Consider the following 19,061-nt stretch of genomic DNA (forward strand, 5'->3'; position numbering starts at 1 on the left):
ACCTCTTGCTTAAAAAATACCGGGGCATAGCTTACGCAAAAAGTCCGGCACATACCATGCGTGCTGTCGAAAATGACATTATCCGCCCATTTTCAGGCAAAATCCTGGGTGAGCCTGGCGCTCCACCCACTCAATCATCCGCCCGGCGATATCGAGACCCGTCGTTTTTTCAATCCCTTCAAGCCCCGGAGACGCGTTCACTTCCATCACCAGCGGGCCGCGATCGGCACGAAGAATATCAACACCCGCCACGTCCAGCCCCAGGGTTCGGGTCGCCATGATGGCAATTTCCCGCTCGCGTTCGGTGATGTTGATAACCGTCGCCACCCCGCCGCGATGCAGGTTGGAACGAAAATCACCGTTCTTGGCCTGGCGCTCTATCGCGGCCACCACTTCATCACCCACTACCAGACAGCGAATATCACGTCCTTTTGACTCGGCAATATACTCCTGTACCAGGATATGAGCGTTCAGACCGCGAAAGGCATCAATAACGCTTTCTGCCGCCTGGCGGGTTTCCGCGAGCACCACGCCGATGCCCTGCGTTCCCTCCACCAGCTTGACCACCAGCGGTGCGCCACCAACCATATCGATAAGGTCGCTGGTGTCGTCTGGCGAATGGGCGATGCCGGTGATCGGTAGATCAATCCCCTGACGCGCCAGCAGCTGTAGCGAGCGCAGCTTGTCCCGCGCCCGGGTAATCGCCACCGATTCATTCAGCGGATAACTGCCCAGCATTTCAAACTGACGCAACGCCGCCATGCCGTAGAAGGTGATGGCCGAACCGATACGCGGGATCACCGCATCATAATGGGGAAGCTGGCGGCCTTTATAGTGGATAGAAGAGGCCGCCGGGCTGATATTCATGTAGCAGGAGAGCGGGTCGAGGATCTCAACCACGTGACCGCGTTTCATCGCGGCATCACGCAGACGCTTACAGGACCAGAGCGTTCCGTCCCGGGACAATATGGCAATTTTCATCCTGCAACCTCTTCTGAAAAAGTTCTGGGAAAACAGCCGTATCATACCTCGTGTGTAGCCCGACCAGAACGGAAAAGTAGCGTCGACCCTGCGCGATATTTAGCGGGTTGCCCAGCCCTGCTTATGCAGATAGTCGAGAATAAACGGGCGGTTCTCTTTGATGATGGTCCGGCGAATGTGATCGGTCCAGGTATCGCGACGGTTATTACTGCCGCGGTTCAGATAATACGCCGCAAGCGCTTCGTCATAGCGCGCCAGCACGTCGTTATCTACCGGCTGATAGCGATTTTCATGCACCAGCATCTCGGCGGGCATACGCGGTTTCACATCCGGGTTATCGGCAGGCCAGCCGAGGCACAGACCAAACAGCGGCAGCACGTGCTGCGGCAGGCCGAGTAACTCAGTCACAGCGGCAATGCTGTTGCGGATCCCGCCAATAAAGACGCCGCCGAGTCCGAGCGACTCCCCGGCGAGCATCGCGTTTTGCGCCATCATGGCGGTATCCACCACGCCGAGCAGCAGCTGTTCTGCAAGCCCCAGCTGTGCCTCCGGGCAGATTTGCAGATGGCGGTTGAAGTCGGCGCAGAACACCCAGAACTCCGCCGCCTGAGCCACGTGCTTTTGCCCGCCGGTCAGCGTGGCCAACTGTTCCCGCAGCGCCGGGTCAGTAATGCGGATGATGGAAGTGCACTGCAAAAAGCTCGAACTGGAGGTGCCCTGCGCGGCGGCAATGATAGAGGCGCGCTGTTCGTCGGTGATGGGCTCATCGGTAAAGTGGCGGATGGAGCGGTGGCTGCGTTGCAGCTCAATGGTTGCTGTCATCGTGGTTTCCTGTCTCATTATTTGAACATTTCACCCACCTTGCGGGAGGGTGTCGCCTTAGTATAACGAGGTCCATGACAAGGGTGATTAGCAAAAAGAATCAGAACAACAGGCAAAACCTTCTTTAACTCTCCTGCGGCTGGCGGCATTATAATCGCCATTCGCCGTCTGGCTTCGTCCGGAATTGGCAGTTTTTTTCAGTTTAAGGAGAGAAGCAATGTTCACCGTAATTTTTGGCCGTCCGGGTTGCCCTTACTGCGTTCGTGCAAAAGAGCTGGCAGAAAAACTGAGCACCGAGCGTGACGATTTTAACTATCGCTACATCGACATCCACGCGGAAGGTATCACCAAAGCTGACCTGGAAAAAACCGTCGGCAAACCGGTTGAAACCGTGCCGCAGATTTTTGTCGATCAGAAGCACATCGGCGGCTGCACAGATTTCGAAGCCTGGGCGAAAGAGAACCTCGGTCTCTTCGCGTAAGTCTTCACGACGCCCCGCCCTGGGGCGTCATCGCTGTGCGCGTCTGACCTGAAGTAAATGCCCCACGCACATGACGCAAAGCGCCCCCAGCGCGCACCAGAACACCGCACTAAAAACCCACGCCATCTCCTGCCACGCTGAACGCGTAGCCGTTGCCTGTAGCTTCATGAAAAAGAGACATACGGGTGCCGCCAGCGCAGCGCCGACGACGGCACTAAACACGCGGCGCTGATGGGAAAACATGCTGACGGTAGCGCCAGGAATGATGAAAAACAGCAGTCCCAGATCGGAGTTGCCTGTCGCCGGGATGATGCCCCTCAGATGGCGCGACACCAAAAACCATACCGCAATGAAAAGTAAGAAGCAGCAGGCGGCACTCACCCAACCGTGATTAGTTTTCAAAGGTTCCTCCTGACATTCTCTCTATCAAACTGATGTTTTGCCTCAAAAAGGCGGCGGTCAGATAAAGTTTGCTGGCATTCCATGCCAATGAATGGCGTCGTATTAATACGATTGTCCTGGCCTCGCGGAACGATTAAACTAACGCACTTCATATAATGATTATTGAGTGAGAAGTGCAGCCAGAGAACGGCTTTGCTTACGCTTCGGCACGACGTAAACAGTAGACCAAATAATCATTTCTTTCAACAACTTACTAGTAAACAAGAAGTTAGCTTCCGTGAATATAAACGTCGCAGATTTGTTAAACGGCAATTACATCCTGTTATTATTTGTGGTGTTGGCTCTGGGGCTGTGCCTCGGAAAATTACGCCTGGGATCGGTCCAACTCGGTAATTCCATTGGCGTTTTAGTGGTCTCTCTGTTATTAGGCCAGCAGCATTTCAGTATCAACACAGATGCATTAAATCTGGGCTTTATGCTGTTTATTTTCTGCGTAGGCGTGGAAGCCGGACCTAACTTTTTTTCAATTTTCTTCCGTGACGGCAAAAATTATCTGATGCTGGCCTCGGTGATGGTCGGCAGTGCAATGCTGATTGCCTTAGGGCTCGGCAAACTGTTCGGCTGGGACATCGGCCTGACCGCCGGTATGCTCGCCGGATCGATGACCTCAACGCCGGTACTGGTTGGCGCAGGCGACACGCTGAGACACTCGGGGATGAGCGGCGCTTCGCTCACCAGTGCGCTCGACCATCTGAGTCTTGGCTATGCCCTGACCTACCTGATTGGTCTGGTGAGCCTGATTGTCGGTGCCCGCTATATGCCGAAACTGCAGCATCAGGATCTGCAGACCAGTGCGCAGCAGATTGCCCGTGAGCGCGGTCTGGACACCGACGCAAACCGCAAGGTCTTCCTCCCGGTTATCCGCGCCTACCGCGTGGGGCCGGAGTTGGTCGCCTGGGCCGACGGTAAAAATCTGCGCGAGCTGGGCATTTATCGCCAGACCGGCTGCTACATTGAGCGTCTGCGTCGCAACGGCATTCTGGCAACCCCGGACGGCGACGCGGTACTGCAGCTGGGCGATGATATCGCACTGGTAGGCTACCCGGATGCTCACTCTCGCCTCGACCCGAGCTTCCGTAACGGTAAAGAAGTGTTCGACCGCGATCTGCTCGATATGCGCATCGTCACCGAAGAAATTGTGGTGAAGAATCACAATGCCGTTGGCCGCCGTCTGGCGCAGTTGAAGCTGACCGATCACGGCTGCTTCCTCAACCGCGTCATTCGCAGCCAGATTGAGATGCCTATCGATGATAACGTGGTGCTCAATAAAGGTGATGTACTGCAGGTGAGCGGCGACGCCCGCCGTGTGAAAACCATCGCTGACCGCATCGGCTTTATTTCGATTCACAGCCAGGTAACCGACCTCCTCGCCTTCTGCTCGTTCTTCATCATCGGTCTGATGATTGGAATGATTAGCTTCCAGTTCAGCAACTTTAGCTTCGGTATTGGTAACGCTGCCGGGCTGTTGTTCGCCGGGATCATGCTCGGCTTCCTGCGAGCCAACCACCCGACGTTCGGTTATATCCCGCAGGGCGCGCTGAACATGGTGAAAGAGTTTGGCCTGATGGTGTTTATGGCCGGCGTAGGCCTGAGCGCGGGTAGCGGCCTGCAATATGGCCTGGGCGCAGTAGGCGGCCAGATGCTGGTGGCGGGTCTGATAGTCAGCCTGGTGCCGGTGGTGATTTGCTTCCTGTTCGGCGCCTACGTTTTACGTATGAACCGCGCGATGCTGTTTGGCGCGATGATGGGCGCACGTACCTGCGCCCCGGCAATGGAAATCATCAGCGATACCGCCCGCAGCAACATCCCGGCGCTGGGCTATGCTGGCACCTACGCTATCGCCAACGTGCTGCTGACTCTCGCCGGTACCCTGATAGTGATCATCTGGCCGGGATTAGGATAAAACCGAAGTTTGCAAGCAGCAGAAAAAATTTTTGTGAACTACGAAACTTTTTCCTAAGGCATCAGTCATAAGTAATGCCACTGCTTTTCTTTGATGTCCCCATTTTGTGGAGCCCATCAACCCCGCCGTTTCGGTTCAAGGTTGATGGGTTTTTTGTTGCCTCGCATTTACCCCTCTTCAACCTACAGACTCTCATCCCCCATCTAAAACCGATCACTCAAGAGTCTGCCGTTGGCAATGTTTTCTCTTTCTTTATCTCAGTAAACTTTGTTAACCCTTTTAGTCTCATTGTATATAAAAAAACTAGTCGCCTCGTAAGGATTGTTTTACAATGCATTTATAATCAACTATTTATATTTAAACTATGACTACCAAAAACTATAGCATAGACGCGCTAAGAGTCATCATGGCTGTACTTGTCATTATGATTCATTCAACCCTGGTAATATATGATAAAAAAATCGGCATATTCATTCTTGTTGAAGGCTTTGGCAGAATAGCTGTACCATTCTTTTTTGTAGTCAGTGGTTTTTATCTTGAGCAAACGTTACAAAAAGACAAATTGTCCTCATGGTTATCCAAAATAGTAAAAATGTATGTAGTGTGGAATATCGTATACCTTCCATTTCAGATTCATTTAATTGATGCGATTTTTGACAGAAACATCGAAGACCTCAACATAAACAATCTGGCCTTCGATATGATATTCGGATACTGGCAATTATGGTTCCTACCGGCGATTATCATTGGCGCACTATTAATTAATGCTTGTACATCATTCTCAAGCCGTAAACTGCTTTCGCTGGCAATCGTCACTTTCATCTCAGCCACCACCCTCTGGTATCTTGCGATGAACAAAATCATTAACATGCCAGGGTTCTGGGCAAATCCTGTGTCGCTAAGAAACGGTGTTTTTCTTGGTTTCCCATTGATGGCTATTGGTTATGTCCTGGCGAGAGAAAAGAAAAATCATGTTGTCACCAATTACCTGGCGTCAAATAAAGCCCTGATCTTATCAATTTTATTTGTAATCTGCGAGGGAGTATTCGGATATTATACCCATAAAGGTTTTTACGACTTCACTTTCTCTTCGGCAATCCTTTCAACATGCCTGTTGGCATTTTGCCTAAAAAACCCAAAAAAGATAGAGATTAATATCGATGGCTCCAGTCTATCAACTTATTTATACATGGTTCACGTCATATTTTATCTTATCTACGTACGTTTCACGCAAAATGCACTAATATTATTTGCCGCTGTTCTGGCTTCATCCTGGCTTACGGCACATATCATCATGAAAGCCAAAAATACCAAATAAAAAATACTCGCAGAACTTATTAATACTTCCTGTGGGGTAACATATACCCCACAGGCTTTATCGTTAAATCTAATCTCCCCCACCTTGCATCCCCCCTAATCTCACACATACTTTCGAAGGGTTTCGACCATAACGAGGGGGCGAGCATGCTGGCAGGTAAGGTCGTGGTGATTTTCGGCGGTAGCGGGGCTATCGGTAGTGCAGTAGCGCGAGCAATGGCACGAAACGGCGCGCAGGTGTATCTGGGCGCCCGCCGTTCGGAAAAGCTGGAAGGTGTTGCTGAGCACATCCGGGCGACAGGCGGTGTGGCGGACACGTTTATCGTTGACGTGCTTGACGAGCGCGCCACCCGCGAGCAAATCGAAAGGCTCGCGCAGAAGACCGGCGGATTTGATGTGGTGGTGAATGCTACCGGGTTCGTTCACGATCAGGGTAAAGGAATTGCGGAGCTTACCCTCGGTGAATTTATGCAGGGCATTACCCCTTTCCTCTCCTCTTTTTTTACGCTCTCTCAGGCCGTGGTGCCGCATATGGGCGGTGAGCGGGCCGGAGCCATTCTTACCGTTGTCGCTCCCGCTGGCCCGCTGGCGGTGCCCGGGCACCTCGGTCATATCGTGGGCTGCGCCGGAACGGAGGCCTTCGTGAAAGCCCTTGCCAGCGAACTGGGGCCGAAGAATATTCGCGTCGTCGGTGTGCGCTCGCACGCGATCGCCGATGCGGTACAGGCCGGCTCGTATACCGGAGAAGTATTTACGCCCAAAGCGCAGGCAATGGGGCTAACGGTCGAACAATGGGTCGGTGGGGCCGCGCATAGTACCATGCTGAATCGCCTGCCGACGCTTGCGCAGGTCGCCGAGGTGATGACCTTTCTGGCATCGGATAACGCCAGCGCGATGACGGCCACCATGGTGAACGTGACGGCGGGCACCACGACCAGTTAACGTCACCCCGCCAGCCGCCCTACCATCTCGCGGATAACCGTGCGGGAAAGCGGTGCCCGGTCGGTGACAAAATGCAGAGTCATCCCTTCGATAAACGCATCCAGCGCCCGCGCGGTGGGCGCATCAAACCACTGCTCCAGCGTCTGCTGGCTACGCTCCATCCACTCCTGCATCACCACTTTTAAAGAGGGCTGGCAGCCAATCCAGGCGTACAGCTGGTACATCAGGTTCATGTTGCGGGTGGTGGTCACCTGGGCGCTGAAAATCAGGTCGGTGATGGCTTCACAGGCTTCATCCGGGGTAGTCACCGCAGCAAAGAAGTCCTGATACTGCTGCGACATCGTAGTGGTGAAGTGATTAAACGCTTCGTCCAGCAGGGCATCTATTCCGCTGAAATAATAGGTAAGCGAACCCAGCGGCACGTCTGCACAACTGGCGATTTTACGGTGCGTCACGGCCTGGATGCCATGATTTGCAATGGTGTCCAGCGTGGCGTGGAGAATGCGTTCCCGACGCAAAGGGTCGTTCGGTCGACGGGCCATATTTTTCCTCATCCAGTTTATGTACAAATGTACACAACCTTGTTAGTGTTGTCTCTACTCCTCTCTTTTTAGTGATCGCCCATGACCGTACTCTCGCCGCGAAAAGCCCTGCAACTGCGCCTGTGGGCGCTCTTTATGTTCTTCTTCCTTCCGGGCCTTTTAATGGCGTCATGGGCCACGCGCACCCCGGCTATTCGCGATATTCTGTCCGTCTCTACCGCTGAGATGGGCGTGGTGCTGTTTGGCCTTTCCGTCGGTTCAATGAGCGGGATCCTCTGCTCCGCGTGGCTAGTGAAGCGCTACGGTGCCAGAAGCGTTATCCGCACCACTATGTCCTGCGCGGTAATCGGAATGATTATTCTGAGTATCGCGCTGTGGCTCGCCTCTCCGCTGGTATTTGCCTTTGGCCTGTGCGTGTTTGGCGGCAGCTTCGGGGCGGCGGAAGTCGCCATTAACGTCGAAGGCGCGGCAATTGAGCGTGAGATGAAAAAAACCGTACTGCCGATGATGCACGGTTTTTACAGCTTCGGGACGCTGGTGGGTGCAGGCGTCGGGATGGCGGTGACCGGTTTTGGTCTGCATGCGCCGCTGCACATTCTGCTCGCCGCGCTGGTGGGTATTGCACCCATTTTTATCGCCATTCGCGCTATTCCGGAAGGTACCGGGAAAAACCCGGTGCAGGAGTCGCACCATCAGCATAAAGGCGTGCCGTTTTACCGTGACATACAGCTGATGCTGATTGGCGTAGTGGTGCTGGCGATGGCGTTTGCCGAAGGCTCCGCCAACGACTGGCTGCCGCTCCTGATGGTGGACGGTCACGGCTTTAGCCCAACGTCAGGCTCACTGATTTACGCAGGCTTCACCCTTGGCATGACCCTCGGGCGCTTCACCGGCGGCTGGTTTATCGACCGCTATAGCCGGGTGACGGTGGTACGCGCCAGCGCTCTGATGGGCGCGCTGGGGATCGCGCTGATTATCTTTGTCGACAGCGCCTGGGTGGCGGGCGTGTCTGTCATTCTGTGGGGACTTGGCGCATCGCTTGGCTTCCCGCTGACGATTTCTGCTGCCAGCGACACCGGCCCGGATGCTCCTGGCCGCGTCAGCGTGGTGGCGACCACCGGCTATCTCGCCTTCCTCGTAGGCCCACCGCTGCTGGGCTTCCTTGGTGAAAATTATGGTCTGCGTAGCGCCATGCTGGTGGTACTGGCCCTGGTTCTGGTCGCCGCCCTGGTGGCGCGCGCCGTTGCTAAACCCGAAGCTGAACTTGTGATGGAGAATAGCTGATGAGCATTAAACTTATCGCCGTCGATATGGATGGCACGTTCCTGAGCGATGCCAAAACCTACAACCGCGAGCGATTTTTACAGCAGTACCAGCGCATGAAACAGCAGGGTATTCGCTTTGCCGTGGCCAGCGGCAACCAGTACTACCAGCTCAAATCCTTCTTCCCGGAGATCGCGAGCGAAATTGCCTTTGTTGCCGAGAACGGCGGCTGGGTAGTGAACGCCGGAGAGGACGTCTACCACTGCGACCTACCGCAAGCGCATTTCGAGCGGGTCGTCAGCTGGCTGCAGACGCTGCCGGAAATTGAAATTATCGCCTGCGGCAAAAACAGCGCCTACACCCTGCGCCGCTACGATGATGATTTTAAAACCATGGCCGCCCGCTACTATCATCGTCTGGAGGCCGTCGACAGCTTTGATAATCTCAATGACACCTTCCTGAAGTTTGGCCTTAACGTCGATGACCGCAAGGTGCCGGAGATGCAGAAAATTATCCATGCCGAGCTCTGCGACATCATGACCGCCGTGACCACCGGGCACGGTAGCATCGACCTCATCATTCCGGGCGTTCACAAGGCTCATGGTCTGGGTCTGCTGCAGAAGCGTTGGGGCATTGCCGATAGCGAAGTATTAGCCTTTGGCGACAGCGGTAACGATATTGAGATGCTGCGTCAGGCCGGATTCAGTTTCGCCATGGCCAACGCCGCGGAGCCGGTAAAGGCCGTCGCGCGCTATTCGGCGCCGCATAACAATCAGGAAGGGGTTCTGGAAATAATAGAAAAGGCGCTCAACCAGCAAGCGCCTTTTGCCTGAATCTGAACAGAGCCCGACGCAGGTCGGGCTTTTTTTCGGCTTGAGCTAGTCAGGCTTTGTGGAAGCCCCCACCGTTTTGTCTTTCAGGAAATAGACAATCAGCACCAGCCAGACGAGCCCCCCCGCCAGATTGAACAGGCTGAAAAGGCCGTTGCCGCCAAGCAGGTACGCATGCTTGCTGACCTCAATCCCGACGGTAAAAATCATCATCTGCAGCATGCCCATCGCCGCCGCTACCGTGCCTTTACTCATGTCGCTGGCAAAGAGGGTCAGGCGCACCAGTCCGGCGTTCGCCAGACCGATACCAAAAGCATACACGCTGAGCCCCGCCGTCATCCACAGGTAGGCGTGGCTTGAAACCACCGTTGCGGCAGCCGCAAGGATAAGCCCTGCCACAATCGGCCAACCGCCCATAATAATCAGCGAGCGCACCGAACGGCGGGAAGTGAGACGCGCCAGCACCAGGTTACCGATAATCAGTGCACCAAAAATCGGCACCTGCAGCATACCGTACTCGTAGCTGCTGGCATGTTCACCGCTCATGATAATAACCGGAGACTGGGCAATCCACGCCAGAAGCGGCAGGCTGACAAAGCCCGTTGCCAGCGCGCCGGCAACGAAGCGCAGGTTTTTCAGCACCGCACTGTAGTCACGCCCCAACTCTTTGAGCGACAGCTTTTCGCCTATGCGGGTCGCCGTTTCCGGCATTGCACGCTGCAGGCCGAAGAACGAAATCGCGGCCAGCGCGGCAAACAGCACGAACATAGTCTCCCACGGCGCGAAGTGGATCCAGGCCGCGCCCACCAGCGGACCGAGCAGCGGCGCAATCAACGCCACGTTCGCCATCAGCGCGGTGATTTTGATACACACCGCCTCCTCAAACGACTCCTGGATGGCGGCGTAGCCCACAGCACCAATGAAGCACAGGCTCACCCCCTGCAGGAAACGCAGGAACGTGAACTGCTCAATATTCTGCGCCAGCAGCGTCGCGAGGCAGGTCACAATGAACCAGACCACCCCGGTTAACATCACCGGACGACGGCCAATACGATCCGACAGCGGCCCCAGGAGCCACTGCAGAAATATCCCGCCCGCCAGATAAGCGGTCATGGAAGTAGGAACCCACTCAATACCTGCCTGATACTGCTCCACCACCGCGAGCATGCCCGGCTGGATCATGTCGTTTCCGATATAGGTGGAGAATTCATACAGTACGAGGCAAAGCGGGAAAAGTAACGCCTGACGTCCCAGACGTTTGCCGGAAAGGGTATGATTTTGCATGCCATCTCTTATTCTAAAAAATCGTGCAGAGTGTAATGAAACCCGGCCTGTGGCGATACTAAATTGTGGCCGAAAATCCGAAATTCAGCACGTTGCCTGTTCGTTTAAGGTTCGCTTAAGTTACACCACCTATACTGCCGATTATTGGCTGTACAACCCATTTTTGCCGACTTCAGATTGTTCGCAAACTACGGACAACTAAGACAAAGTCCGTTTACCGCGGCAGCAGAGGCTTTTAGGGTGATGGTCAACGACGTCCGAACTACGCGGATAATTCTGCCCCCAATGTAATGAGTCTGGAAAGTATGCTGGAAAATCTGAATTACACCCTGTTTGAGCTGGTTAACGCGACCCCGGCTTCGCCGCAGTGGGCCATTTCGCTCGCCACTTTCCTGGCTAAAGATCTCATTATGGCCGTTCCACTGCTGGCCGTGGTGATGTGGCTGTGGGGACCGCGCGCGCAGGTGAGCGAGCAGCGTAAACTGGTGATTAAAATTGCCCTTGCAATGGCGGTCAGCATGGCGCTGTCGGTGTCCATCGGCTATCTCTTCCCTCACGACAGACCGTTCATGGATAACGTGGGCTACAACTTCCTGCACCATGCGCCGGACAGTTCGTTCCCGAGCGATCACGGTACGGTGAGCTTTACCTTCGCCCTGGCGTTCCTGTTCTGGCACCGCCTGTGGACCGGCGTTGCCCTGCTGGCTGGCGCCTGTGCCATTGCCTGGTCACGCGTTTACCTTGGCGTACACTGGCCGCTGGATATGTTCGGCGCGTTCATTGTCGGCCTCTGCGGTTGCCTGGCGGCACAACTCCTGTGGCAACGTTTTGGCACCGCGCTGTACCAGCGTATGCAACAGCTTTACCGTCTGTGCTTCTCCGTGCCTATCCGTAAAGGTTGGGTGCGTGACTAAGCCCCATCAGCCGGGTAAAATAAACGACGACGCCCTGCCTGTGCAGGGCGCGTTTTTCTCTGGCGGGGACATATGGAAACACGGCGGGACGCGAGGATAAACCAGCTTATCCAGGCGCTAAAGCGTAGCGATAAGCTCCATCTTAAAGAAGCCGCAACGCTGCTCGGCGTGTCAGAAATGACCATTCGCCGCGATCTCAATAGCCACAGTGGTCCGGTGGTTCTGCTGGGGGGTTACATCGTCCTGGAGCCACGCGCGGCCAGCCATTACCTGCTAAGCGATCAGCAAACGCGCCTGGTCGATGAAAAACGTCTTGCAGCACGCCATGCGGCGAGCCTTTTAGAAGCCCATCAGATGGCTTTTTTCGACTGTGGCACCACCACGCCGTGGATTATTGACGCCATCGATAATGAGCTACCCTTCACCGGTGTTTGCTACTCGCTGAATACCTTTCTGGCACTGCAGGAAAAACCGCTGTGCCGCGTTATTCTCTGCGGCGGCGAGTTTTACGCCAGCAACGGCATCTTCAAGCCCATTGACGGCTACGACACCCTGAACCACCTCTGTCCGGACATTGCCTTCTACTCGGCGGCTGGTGTGCATCCGCAGCAGGGCGCTACCTGTTTTAATCTGGAAGAGTTACCGGTGAAGCACTGGGCGATGCGCCAGGCGCGCTATCACGTGCTGGTGGTTGATCACAGTAAGTTTGGCAAAATTCGCCCGGCGAAAATGGGCGAACTGAGTGCGTTTGACGCGATGGCCTGCGATCGTCGTCCGGATGACGAAATGCTCACACTGGCAAAAGCGCAAAAAATGACGCTGCTGTACTGATCCACACGGACCAGTACAGCGCTAAAGATTAAGAGAACCAGCTACCGAACCAGGCGTGGAACTTCATCAACACGAAGTCCACCATCCGGCTGAAGAATCCACCCTCTTTCACTTCTTCCATCACCACCAGCGGGCGCTGCTCAATGGTTTTATCATTGAGTTTGAAGTCGATGGTACCCACGACCTGTCCTTTCGCCAGCGGCGCGGTCAGCTGTGGCTCATTGAGCGCGAAGCTGGCCTTCAGGTTTTTCAACTGGCCCCGCGGAATGGTGACCGACCCCGCCTCGCCGGCGCCGAGCTTCACGTTGCTGCTATCGCCGTACCAGACGCGCTGCTCAACAAACGTCGCATCCGGTTTGATAGGCGTCACGGTTTCGTAGAAGCGGAAGCCCCAGGCCAGCAATTTCTCAGATTCGTTAAAGCGGATACGGTCGGTTTTGGTGCCCAGCACCACGGCAATCAGACGCATATCCCCCTGGGTCGCCGAGGAAACCAGGTTGTAGCCCGCTCCGGCGGTGGTGCCAGTCTTCACGCCGTCGGCGTTAATGTTGGTGCTCCACAGCAGGCGGTTGCGGTTCGGCTGGCGAATTTTATTGAAGGTAAACTCTTTTTCCTTGTGAATGGCGTACTCTTCCGGCACGTCGTGGATCATCGCTTTCGTCAGCAAGGCCATGTCACGTGCGGTACTGAACTGCCCCGGCGCATCCAGGCCGTGTACGGTTTTGAACGTGGTGTTGGTGAGCCCAAGCTTCGCGCCGTAGCTGTTCATCAGGTCAACGAAGGAGTCCTGACTGCCCGCAACGTAATCAGCGATGGCAATACTGGCGTCGTTACCAGACTGGATGATGACCCCTTTATTGAGATCCTCAACCGAGACCTGATCGCCAGGTTTCAGGAACATCACAGAAGAGCCGCGCAGTGCCGGGTTTCCGGTCGCCCAGGCATCTTTGCCAACGGTTACCATATCCGTTAGCTTGATTTTCCCTGCCTTCAGCGCCTGCCCAACCACGTAGCTGGTCATGATTTTAGTCAGGCTCGCCGGATCCAGTTTTTCATCGGCGTTGCCTTCCGCCAGCACCTTGCCGCTGGCGTAATCCATCAGGATCCACGCTCGCGCATCAACCGGCGGTGCGGCGATGGTCTGTTCTTCCGCATGCAAAGACGGAGCGACGAGAAGTAAAAGTACGGAGCCTGCAGCCAGGCTGCGAAGAGAGAAAGCAGTACGCGTCATAAGAGCCACCCAAGTATCCTTTCCAAAAAACACACCATTACGCAACAAACGCTGAGTAATAACGTAGAAATGATCTTAAAGAAACAGTGAGTTGGTAAAGTTTTTAAAGTTTACGCAATAACGAGACGACTTGCTGAAAACAACACGTTTTTTTTGATCGTGATTGCTTAACGGTTTACTTTCCCTCAACATATTTACATTCGCATCGTCACAAAAAGCCGGAGTTTTTTATGATTACGCTGTGGGGCAGAAATAACTCAACCAACGTTAAGAAGGTTCGCTGGACGCTGGAAGAGCTGGAATTACCGTATGAGCAAATCCTGGCAGGCATGCATTTTGGCCTGAACCACGATGCAGCCTATCTGGCAATGAACCCGAATGGCCTGGTGCCGCTGCTGCGCGATGCCGAAACGGACCTGGTGCTGTGGGAATCAAACACCATCGTGCGTTACCTGATAGCCCAGTATGGTCAGGGTCGTCTGTGGGTCGATTCACCGGCACTGCGCGCGCAGGGTGAAAAGTGGATGGACTGGGCTAACAGCACGCTGACCCCGGCGCATCGTGGGATCCTGATGGGGCTGGTGAGAACGCCGCCTGAGCAGCGTGATATGCCAGCCATTGAAAAAGCGATCCTCGACTGTGAACCGATGCTCGCGATCCTCGATGAAGAGCTGTCGAAGCACACCTGGCTTTCCGGTGAGCACTTCGGCGCAGGCGATATCGCCGTCGGGCCGTTCGTCTACAACCTGTTAGAAACCGTCCATACCTGGCAACCGCGTCCGCATCTGCAGCGCTGGTACCAGCAGCTGAAGGCGCGTCCGGCGTTCCAACAGGTGGTGGGGATCCCGGTTAGCTAAGTGTTTTAGATATATAGCTTTCGAGCAGGGGGAGATAACTCCCCCTGATTTCAGACATGCGCGGGCGAAGAGAATGCATTCAATTTATGAATGCTATTTGTCAGATTATTCAGACAGCGTTCGAGCGTATCTACGTTTACGGCGATATATAGCGGGCAATCATGATGCCCGGATAGCAGGCAAACCGCAGCCGATGCGATCGCCTCACCGGCCTGACGCAGGTTTTCCTGCTCCTCCGGAAGCAAAGCCTGTTTCAGTAAACCGGCGTTGTGACGCATTTCGTCACAGAGTTCAAACAAGTTCTCACGCAGATGGTCATTCTCGCTGACCGACATATATCCCTTCGCTTTCCGGAGCTGCAGATAAGCGGCAAGATCGATTCGCGCATTGATGAGCTTATTCATCAGGTTACGTCTCAGTCTGTCAACGTTCATACTATTTTCCTCCTCTGTCATCCATTGACACGATCATAGTATGGTCATTTTTTGTACAGAATGATGCGCGAGGTCAACTTTTCTACGTTTTTTAACATCATTTACAATGTTACAACACCCGGGACTCCGCTCCCGGGTGTCGACGTTGTATTACGATTTTAAAGCATGATGAATGGAGTCGAGTATTGGCTGGTAACCCGTGCAGCGGCAGATGTTGCCTTCCAGCACGTCTTTGAGCTGCTCATCCGTTGGCTGCGGCACTTTCTCGATGAGCGCGGTGGCGCTGACCAGTACGCCTGGAGTACAAAAGCCGCACTGTACGCCGCCTTTCTCAACAAACGCGTCCTGCAGTTTTTGTGTGACCGGATGGCTGTTCAACCCTTCGAGGGTGGTGATTTCCGCGTCATCACACTGGGCCGCCAGCACCAGGCAGGAGCAGACCGCATTGCCGTTCATGATAACGGTGCAGGCACCGCATTCACCGATGGAGCAGCCCTCTTTGGTAGCCTTCAGCTGCAGCGTGTCGCGAACTAAATCCAGAAGGCGCATATTGCCTTCAATTTTGGCCTCAACCAGTGTGCCATTCACTTTGACTTTAATTGTGCTCATAACGCTATCCTGTATGCAGGGCGCCTGGCGCCCTGTCTGCTGTATTTTTTATTTCCCTGACGACTGTTGTGCTTGCGCCATCATGTCGCGGAACATACTGACAAAGACCGGCTGTTTGTACGCCGCCGACCAGCGCTTGCCGATGGCGGCGTAGATCAGGCTGTCGAGTATTTCGCAGGCGCTGTCGATGGTCTCAGCGCTCAAACGATGCCCCAGCAGGCAGCGTTCAACGTCGAGCAGACGCTGCGGCTTGCTGAACAGCGCGCCGTCGACCAGGCGGCAGTACTCCACCACCCCGTTGGCATCGAATTTCATCAACGCGGTCAGGCTCTGGCGGGTAATGTTCAGGGCGTTACGTCGGCCAAGCTGATGGTAGAAACCTTTCGCTTCCGGCACCGCCGGCGGCGGCAGGATAACTTTCGTCAGCAGCTCGTCCGGCTGGCGCTGGGTCTTGTAGCCTGAGAGTAAGAACTCGCCCAACGACATGTTGCGTACGCCGTTTGCTGAGCGCAGTTCGATGCGCGCGTCGTAAATAATGGCCGGGGGAATAGAGTCACCGCAGGGCGCCGCGTTGACGATGTTGCCGCCAATCGTCGCGCGGTTACGGATCTGATGCGACCCCACCGTGTGGCAGGCTTCCACCAGCAGCGGATAACGTTCACGCAGCAGCGGGTGGTCGGTGATACGGTTGAAGGTCACCGCGGCACCAATGATCATCTCGTGCGTTTGTGGGTCTTCGCTAATCTGGGTTAGCTCCTCCAGATGCGAGATATCCACCAGCTTCACCGGGCGGGTCTGCAGGCGGCCCTGCACGATAACGTCGGTGCCCCCGGCAATGGCGGAAACGCCCTCCACCGCCAGTAATCCCAGCGCTTCGTCGAGGTTTTTCGGCCGGGTCACGGAGACATCGGTCAGACGCAGCACCTGTTTTTTGTTGTCCTGCTCAATCATCAGCTCGCTTTGACGCGCCGGTTTCTTCAGGTTGTAGCCCAGAATCACCTGCTCAAGCGTCAGCGGCAGTTTATTAAAGCGGGTATCGAGGGCGAAACTCACCGCGTTATTGATGGCGGCTGCGGCCAGTTCGGTGGCCGGTTCACCAATCCCTTTAGCGCCCAGCGGCCCGGCAATATCCGGGTTCTCAACGCCAATCACGGTAATGGAGGGAATATCTTTGATGGTCGGGAGCAGATAGCTGTCGAAGTTTTCCGACTTCACCTGGCCGTGTTCGATGTTGAAATCTTCCAGCAATGCGTAGCCAAACCCTTGTGCCACGCCGCCGCATACTTGTCCTTCGAAACCGACCGGGTTAAGCACGTGTCCGACATCGTGGGCCGCGGTAACATGCAGAAGATCGGTTTTGCCGGTACTGGTATTCACCCGGACTTCGGCCACCTGGCAACCATAGACCCAGGTGAAATACGGGCTGCCGCAGCCCTTCTCTTCGTCCCAGTGGATCGGCGGTGGAACGTACCACCCGTATTCGGTCAGGCTGATACTCGCCCATTTGGTCTGATGAACCGCTGCTTTGAAATCCAGACGTCGGCTTTCATCATTCTTGTTGATGATGAAGTTGTCCTGCCACAGCGTATCAGCAAGATTTTTGGTACCAATGCTGTCGCCCACTACGCTCAGAATACGCTGTTTGATTTTATCAGCGGCGTCAAGGATAGCGCCACCACCGACCATGGTGCCGCGCGTTGCCGCCGTCGAGCCACCGTCGCCAATCACCGAGGTCGGCGGTTCGCAGAAGTGGATCTCCTTCATGTCGATACCGAAGGCTTCCGCCGCAATCAATGACATGGTGGTTTGCAGGCCCTGACCATTCTCGGATACCGATGTGGCAAGGTTGACGCTGCCGTCTTCGTTGACCTGAATCAGCGCCGTGGAGGTATCTACCCCTTCCGCACCGATAGAGCAGCCGCGATAGCTCAGCGCCAGACCAATGCCGTAGCGCCAGACGCCGCCTTTCTGGTTCAGTTCGCGATAGTGTTCGCGTTTTGCCATGTATTCAGACGAAGTGGCCGCCTTTTCCAGCACTTCTACCGCCGAAACGGTGTGTTTATCAAATACCTGCCCGGTAACAGAGGCATCCCCCTGACGCAGGGCGTTGATGTTTCGCAGCTCAACCGGCGACATCTTCAGCGTTTCGGCAATTTCATCCATAAAGGATTCGTTGGCGTACACCACCTGCGGAGAGCCAAACCCGCGCATCGCGGAGGTATAGCTGTTGTTGGTGTAGACCGCGGTAACATCGATGTACACGTTAGGGATGTTGTACGGGCCCGCGGCCTGTACCGATGAACGCCAGGTCACGAACGGTGAGGAGGCCGCATAGCCGCCGCTGTCGGCGAGGATATCGATTTTTATCGCCAGAATGCGACCGTTCTCGTCGAGACCCGCTTTGTACTTCATTTTATACGGATGACGTTTGCAGCTTTCGATGATCGACTGCTCGCGGGTGTAGTTGAATTTCACCGGACGCCCGGTCAGGCGGGTCAGCAGCGCTGAACGGCAGGCCAGGTGATCGATAACGTCATCTTTACCACCAAACGAACCGCCCATCACCGCACGTTTGACGTTGATCTGGCTTTGCGGACAGCCCATGAACTTCGCCACAAAGCTACGCACGCGGTGCGCGTTCTGTATCGAGCCGGAAATGATGAGGCTACTGTCGGAAGGGTCAAGCCAGGTCAGCACCACTTCGGTTTCAATATAAGCGTGTTCCTGGAACCCGACTTCATATTCACGCTCCACCACGTGGGTCGCTTTCGCGAAGCCTTCGTCGATGTTGCCCTTAATGGTGTGGTGATGCGCGGCAATGTTGTCACTACGTTCGGGATGGATACAGCGGGCGTCCGGCGCCAGCGCGGCTTCCACATCCGTTAATGGAGTATACGCCGTGTACTGCACGCGAATTTTATCGGCAGCTTCACAGGCGGCAGCATAAGTGGTCGCGGCCACCACGGCGATAACGTCACCGTGGAACACCACTTCATCTTTGACGATAGGGAGGTAGTCTTTAACAATAATGCCCACTACCGGCGTACCGGGGATATCTTCCCAGGTGGCGATTTTCACCACCCCTTCTACCGCCAGCGCTTCGCTCAAATCGATATTTTCGATTTTCCCGGCTGGAATATCGGCATAGCGGCAAACCCCATAGAGCATTCCCGGCATGGTGATGTCATCACCGTAAACCGCTTTCCCCTTTACTTTTGCGAGTCCATCCACGCGTCCTGGCGACGCTGAACGTATGGCACACATAATATTTCCCTTCTTGCAGTCCGTTAATGGAGAGCCAGACGTTGCTTATGAGTTGTTATCCATAAGCCCTGACATCGTAATTAATTGCTCTACG

The 19,061-nt window shown here is 55.0% G+C and carries 18 protein-coding genes; 9 read left to right on the top strand and 9 right to left on the bottom strand.

The window, feature by feature from the left end; translation table 11 throughout:
- Nucleotides 1-78: 78 nt before the first annotated feature.
- The gene (gene rimK / locus C7387_RS09775; protein ID WP_038258690.1) at nt 79-981 is read right to left on the bottom strand and encodes a 30S ribosomal protein S6--L-glutamate ligase; all 903 of its coding nucleotides are present in this window, start codon (nt 979-981) and stop codon (nt 79-81) included.
- 99 nt (nt 982-1,080) lie between these two features.
- Nucleotides 1,081-1,803, bottom strand: a complete 723-nt coding sequence (gene nfsA, locus C7387_RS09780; RefSeq protein WP_120816581.1) for an oxygen-insensitive NADPH nitroreductase — start codon at nt 1,801-1,803, stop codon at nt 1,081-1,083.
- Between the two features lie 217 nt (nt 1,804-2,020).
- On the opposite strand from nfsA, the gene C7387_RS09785 reads away from it, so the two are divergent.
- Nucleotides 2,021-2,284, top strand: coding sequence for a GrxA family glutaredoxin (locus C7387_RS09785; RefSeq protein WP_006819244.1), 264 nt, complete (start codon nt 2,021-2,023; stop codon nt 2,282-2,284).
- A gap of 27 nt (nt 2,285-2,311) precedes the next feature.
- Here the strand turns inward: C7387_RS09785 and ybjM are convergent, their stop codons facing one another.
- Nucleotides 2,312-2,686 carry an inner membrane protein YbjM gene (gene ybjM / locus C7387_RS09790; RefSeq protein ID WP_038258698.1) on the bottom strand — a complete coding sequence of 125 codons (375 nt, stop codon included), beginning with the start codon at nt 2,684-2,686 and terminating at the stop codon, nt 2,312-2,314.
- 277 nt (nt 2,687-2,963) lie between these two features.
- On the opposite strand from ybjM, the gene C7387_RS09795 reads away from it, so the two are divergent.
- From C7387_RS09795 to C7387_RS09805, 3 genes are all read left to right on the top strand, one after another.
- Entirely contained in the window at nt 2,964-4,649 is a 1,686-nt protein-coding gene (locus tag C7387_RS09795) for an aspartate:alanine antiporter (protein WP_006819242.1), read from the top strand.
- A gap of 364 nt (nt 4,650-5,013) precedes the next feature.
- The gene (locus C7387_RS09800; RefSeq protein WP_006819200.1) at nt 5,014-5,967 is read left to right on the top strand and encodes an acyltransferase family protein; all 954 of its coding nucleotides are present in this window, start codon (nt 5,014-5,016) and stop codon (nt 5,965-5,967) included.
- A gap of 146 nt (nt 5,968-6,113) precedes the next feature.
- Complete coding sequence (locus C7387_RS09805; protein ID WP_006819199.1) at nt 6,114-6,908, top strand: SDR family NAD(P)-dependent oxidoreductase; 795 nt, start codon at nt 6,114-6,116, stop codon at nt 6,906-6,908.
- A 2-nt stretch (nt 6,909-6,910) separates the two neighbouring features.
- On the opposite strand, the gene C7387_RS09810 is transcribed toward C7387_RS09805, so the two are convergent.
- Complete coding sequence (locus C7387_RS09810) at nt 6,911-7,450, bottom strand: TetR/AcrR family transcriptional regulator (RefSeq protein ID WP_040903428.1); 540 nt, start codon at nt 7,448-7,450, stop codon at nt 6,911-6,913.
- 81 nt (nt 7,451-7,531) lie between these two features.
- Between C7387_RS09810 and C7387_RS09815 the strand changes: the two genes are divergently transcribed.
- Both C7387_RS09815 and C7387_RS09820 read left to right on the top strand, forming a co-directional pair.
- On the top strand, nt 7,532-8,734 hold the full coding sequence (locus C7387_RS09815) for an MFS transporter (protein ID WP_006819197.1): 1,203 nt from the start codon (nt 7,532-7,534) through the stop codon (nt 8,732-8,734).
- Nucleotides 8,734-9,546: a Cof-type HAD-IIB family hydrolase gene (locus C7387_RS09820; RefSeq protein WP_120816582.1), complete on the top strand. Its 813-nt coding sequence runs from the start codon at nt 8,734-8,736 to the stop codon at nt 9,544-9,546. The genes C7387_RS09815 and C7387_RS09820 overlap by 1 nt, the downstream gene beginning before the upstream one ends.
- Nucleotides 9,547-9,591: 45 nt before the next feature.
- Here the strand turns inward: C7387_RS09820 and C7387_RS09825 are convergent, their stop codons facing one another.
- The gene (locus tag C7387_RS09825; RefSeq protein ID WP_006819195.1) at nt 9,592-10,827 is read right to left on the bottom strand and encodes an MFS transporter; all 1,236 of its coding nucleotides are present in this window, start codon (nt 10,825-10,827) and stop codon (nt 9,592-9,594) included.
- Between the two features lie 305 nt (nt 10,828-11,132).
- Between C7387_RS09825 and ybjG the strand changes: the two genes are divergently transcribed.
- Nucleotides 11,133-11,741 (top strand): undecaprenyl-diphosphate phosphatase, encoded by a 609-nt coding sequence (gene ybjG, locus C7387_RS09830; protein ID WP_120816583.1) that lies wholly within the window; start codon nt 11,133-11,135, stop codon nt 11,739-11,741.
- Nucleotides 11,742-11,813: 72 nt separating this feature from the next.
- On the top strand, nt 11,814-12,572 hold the full coding sequence (gene deoR, locus C7387_RS09835) for a DNA-binding transcriptional repressor DeoR (protein ID WP_006819193.1): 759 nt from the start codon (nt 11,814-11,816) through the stop codon (nt 12,570-12,572).
- A 28-nt stretch (nt 12,573-12,600) separates the two neighbouring features.
- On the opposite strand, the gene dacC is transcribed toward deoR, so the two are convergent.
- Nucleotides 12,601-13,803, bottom strand: coding sequence for a serine-type D-Ala-D-Ala carboxypeptidase (gene dacC, locus C7387_RS09840; protein ID WP_120816584.1), 1,203 nt, complete (start codon nt 13,801-13,803; stop codon nt 12,601-12,603).
- Nucleotides 13,804-14,033: 230 nt separating this feature from the next.
- Here dacC and C7387_RS09845 point away from each other — a divergent pair, with 230 nt between their 5' ends.
- Complete coding sequence (locus tag C7387_RS09845; RefSeq protein WP_006819191.1) at nt 14,034-14,660, top strand: glutathione S-transferase family protein; 627 nt, start codon at nt 14,034-14,036, stop codon at nt 14,658-14,660.
- Between the two features lie 50 nt (nt 14,661-14,710).
- Here C7387_RS09845 and bssR read toward each other — a convergent pair whose 3' ends face one another.
- From bssR to C7387_RS09860, 3 genes are all read right to left on the bottom strand, one after another.
- Nucleotides 14,711-15,094, bottom strand: coding sequence for a biofilm formation regulator BssR (bssR, locus tag C7387_RS09850; RefSeq protein WP_038258720.1), 384 nt, complete (start codon nt 15,092-15,094; stop codon nt 14,711-14,713).
- 150 nt (nt 15,095-15,244) lie between these two features.
- Nucleotides 15,245-15,703 carry a (2Fe-2S)-binding protein gene (locus C7387_RS09855; RefSeq protein WP_006819189.1) on the bottom strand — a complete coding sequence of 153 codons (459 nt, stop codon included), beginning with the start codon at nt 15,701-15,703 and terminating at the stop codon, nt 15,245-15,247.
- Nucleotides 15,704-15,751: 48 nt separating this feature from the next.
- Nucleotides 15,752-18,967, bottom strand: coding sequence for a molybdopterin cofactor-binding domain-containing protein (locus C7387_RS09860; RefSeq protein WP_038258722.1), 3,216 nt, complete (start codon nt 18,965-18,967; stop codon nt 15,752-15,754).
- Nucleotides 18,968-19,061 lie beyond the last annotated feature (94 nt).

It is taken from the genome of Yokenella regensburgei (assembly GCF_003634235.1).
GTDB classification, from domain to species: domain Bacteria; phylum Pseudomonadota; class Gammaproteobacteria; order Enterobacterales; family Enterobacteriaceae; genus Yokenella; species Yokenella regensburgei.

Coding starts and splice junctions, on each gene's coding strand:
- rimK (WP_038258690.1), bottom strand. CDS start 981: ATGAAAATTGCCATATTGTCCCGGGACGGAACGCTCTGGTCCTGTAAG.
- nfsA (WP_120816581.1), bottom strand. CDS start 1,803: ATGACAGCAACCATTGAGCTGCAACGCAGCCACCGCTCCATCCGCCAC.
- C7387_RS09785 (WP_006819244.1), top strand. CDS start 2,021: ATGTTCACCGTAATTTTTGGCCGTCCGGGTTGCCCTTACTGCGTTCGT.
- C7387_RS09800 (WP_006819200.1), top strand. CDS start 5,014: ATGACTACCAAAAACTATAGCATAGACGCGCTAAGAGTCATCATGGCT.
- C7387_RS09805 (WP_006819199.1), top strand. CDS start 6,114: ATGCTGGCAGGTAAGGTCGTGGTGATTTTCGGCGGTAGCGGGGCTATC.
- C7387_RS09810 (WP_040903428.1), bottom strand. CDS start 7,450: ATGGCCCGTCGACCGAACGACCCTTTGCGTCGGGAACGCATTCTCCAC.
- C7387_RS09815 (WP_006819197.1), top strand. CDS start 7,532: ATGACCGTACTCTCGCCGCGAAAAGCCCTGCAACTGCGCCTGTGGGCG.
- C7387_RS09820 (WP_120816582.1), top strand. CDS start 8,734: ATGAGCATTAAACTTATCGCCGTCGATATGGATGGCACGTTCCTGAGC.
- C7387_RS09825 (WP_006819195.1), bottom strand. CDS start 10,827: ATGCAAAATCATACCCTTTCCGGCAAACGTCTGGGACGTCAGGCGTTA.
- ybjG (WP_120816583.1), top strand. CDS start 11,133: ATGCTGGAAAATCTGAATTACACCCTGTTTGAGCTGGTTAACGCGACC.
- deoR (WP_006819193.1), top strand. CDS start 11,814: ATGGAAACACGGCGGGACGCGAGGATAAACCAGCTTATCCAGGCGCTA.
- dacC (WP_120816584.1), bottom strand. CDS start 13,803: ATGACGCGTACTGCTTTCTCTCTTCGCAGCCTGGCTGCAGGCTCCGTA.
- C7387_RS09845 (WP_006819191.1), top strand. CDS start 14,034: ATGATTACGCTGTGGGGCAGAAATAACTCAACCAACGTTAAGAAGGTT.
- bssR (WP_038258720.1), bottom strand. CDS start 15,094: ATGAACGTTGACAGACTGAGACGTAACCTGATGAATAAGCTCATCAAT.
- C7387_RS09855 (WP_006819189.1), bottom strand. CDS start 15,703: ATGAGCACAATTAAAGTCAAAGTGAATGGCACACTGGTTGAGGCCAAA.
- C7387_RS09860 (WP_038258722.1), bottom strand. CDS start 18,967: ATGTGTGCCATACGTTCAGCGTCGCCAGGACGCGTGGATGGACTCGCA.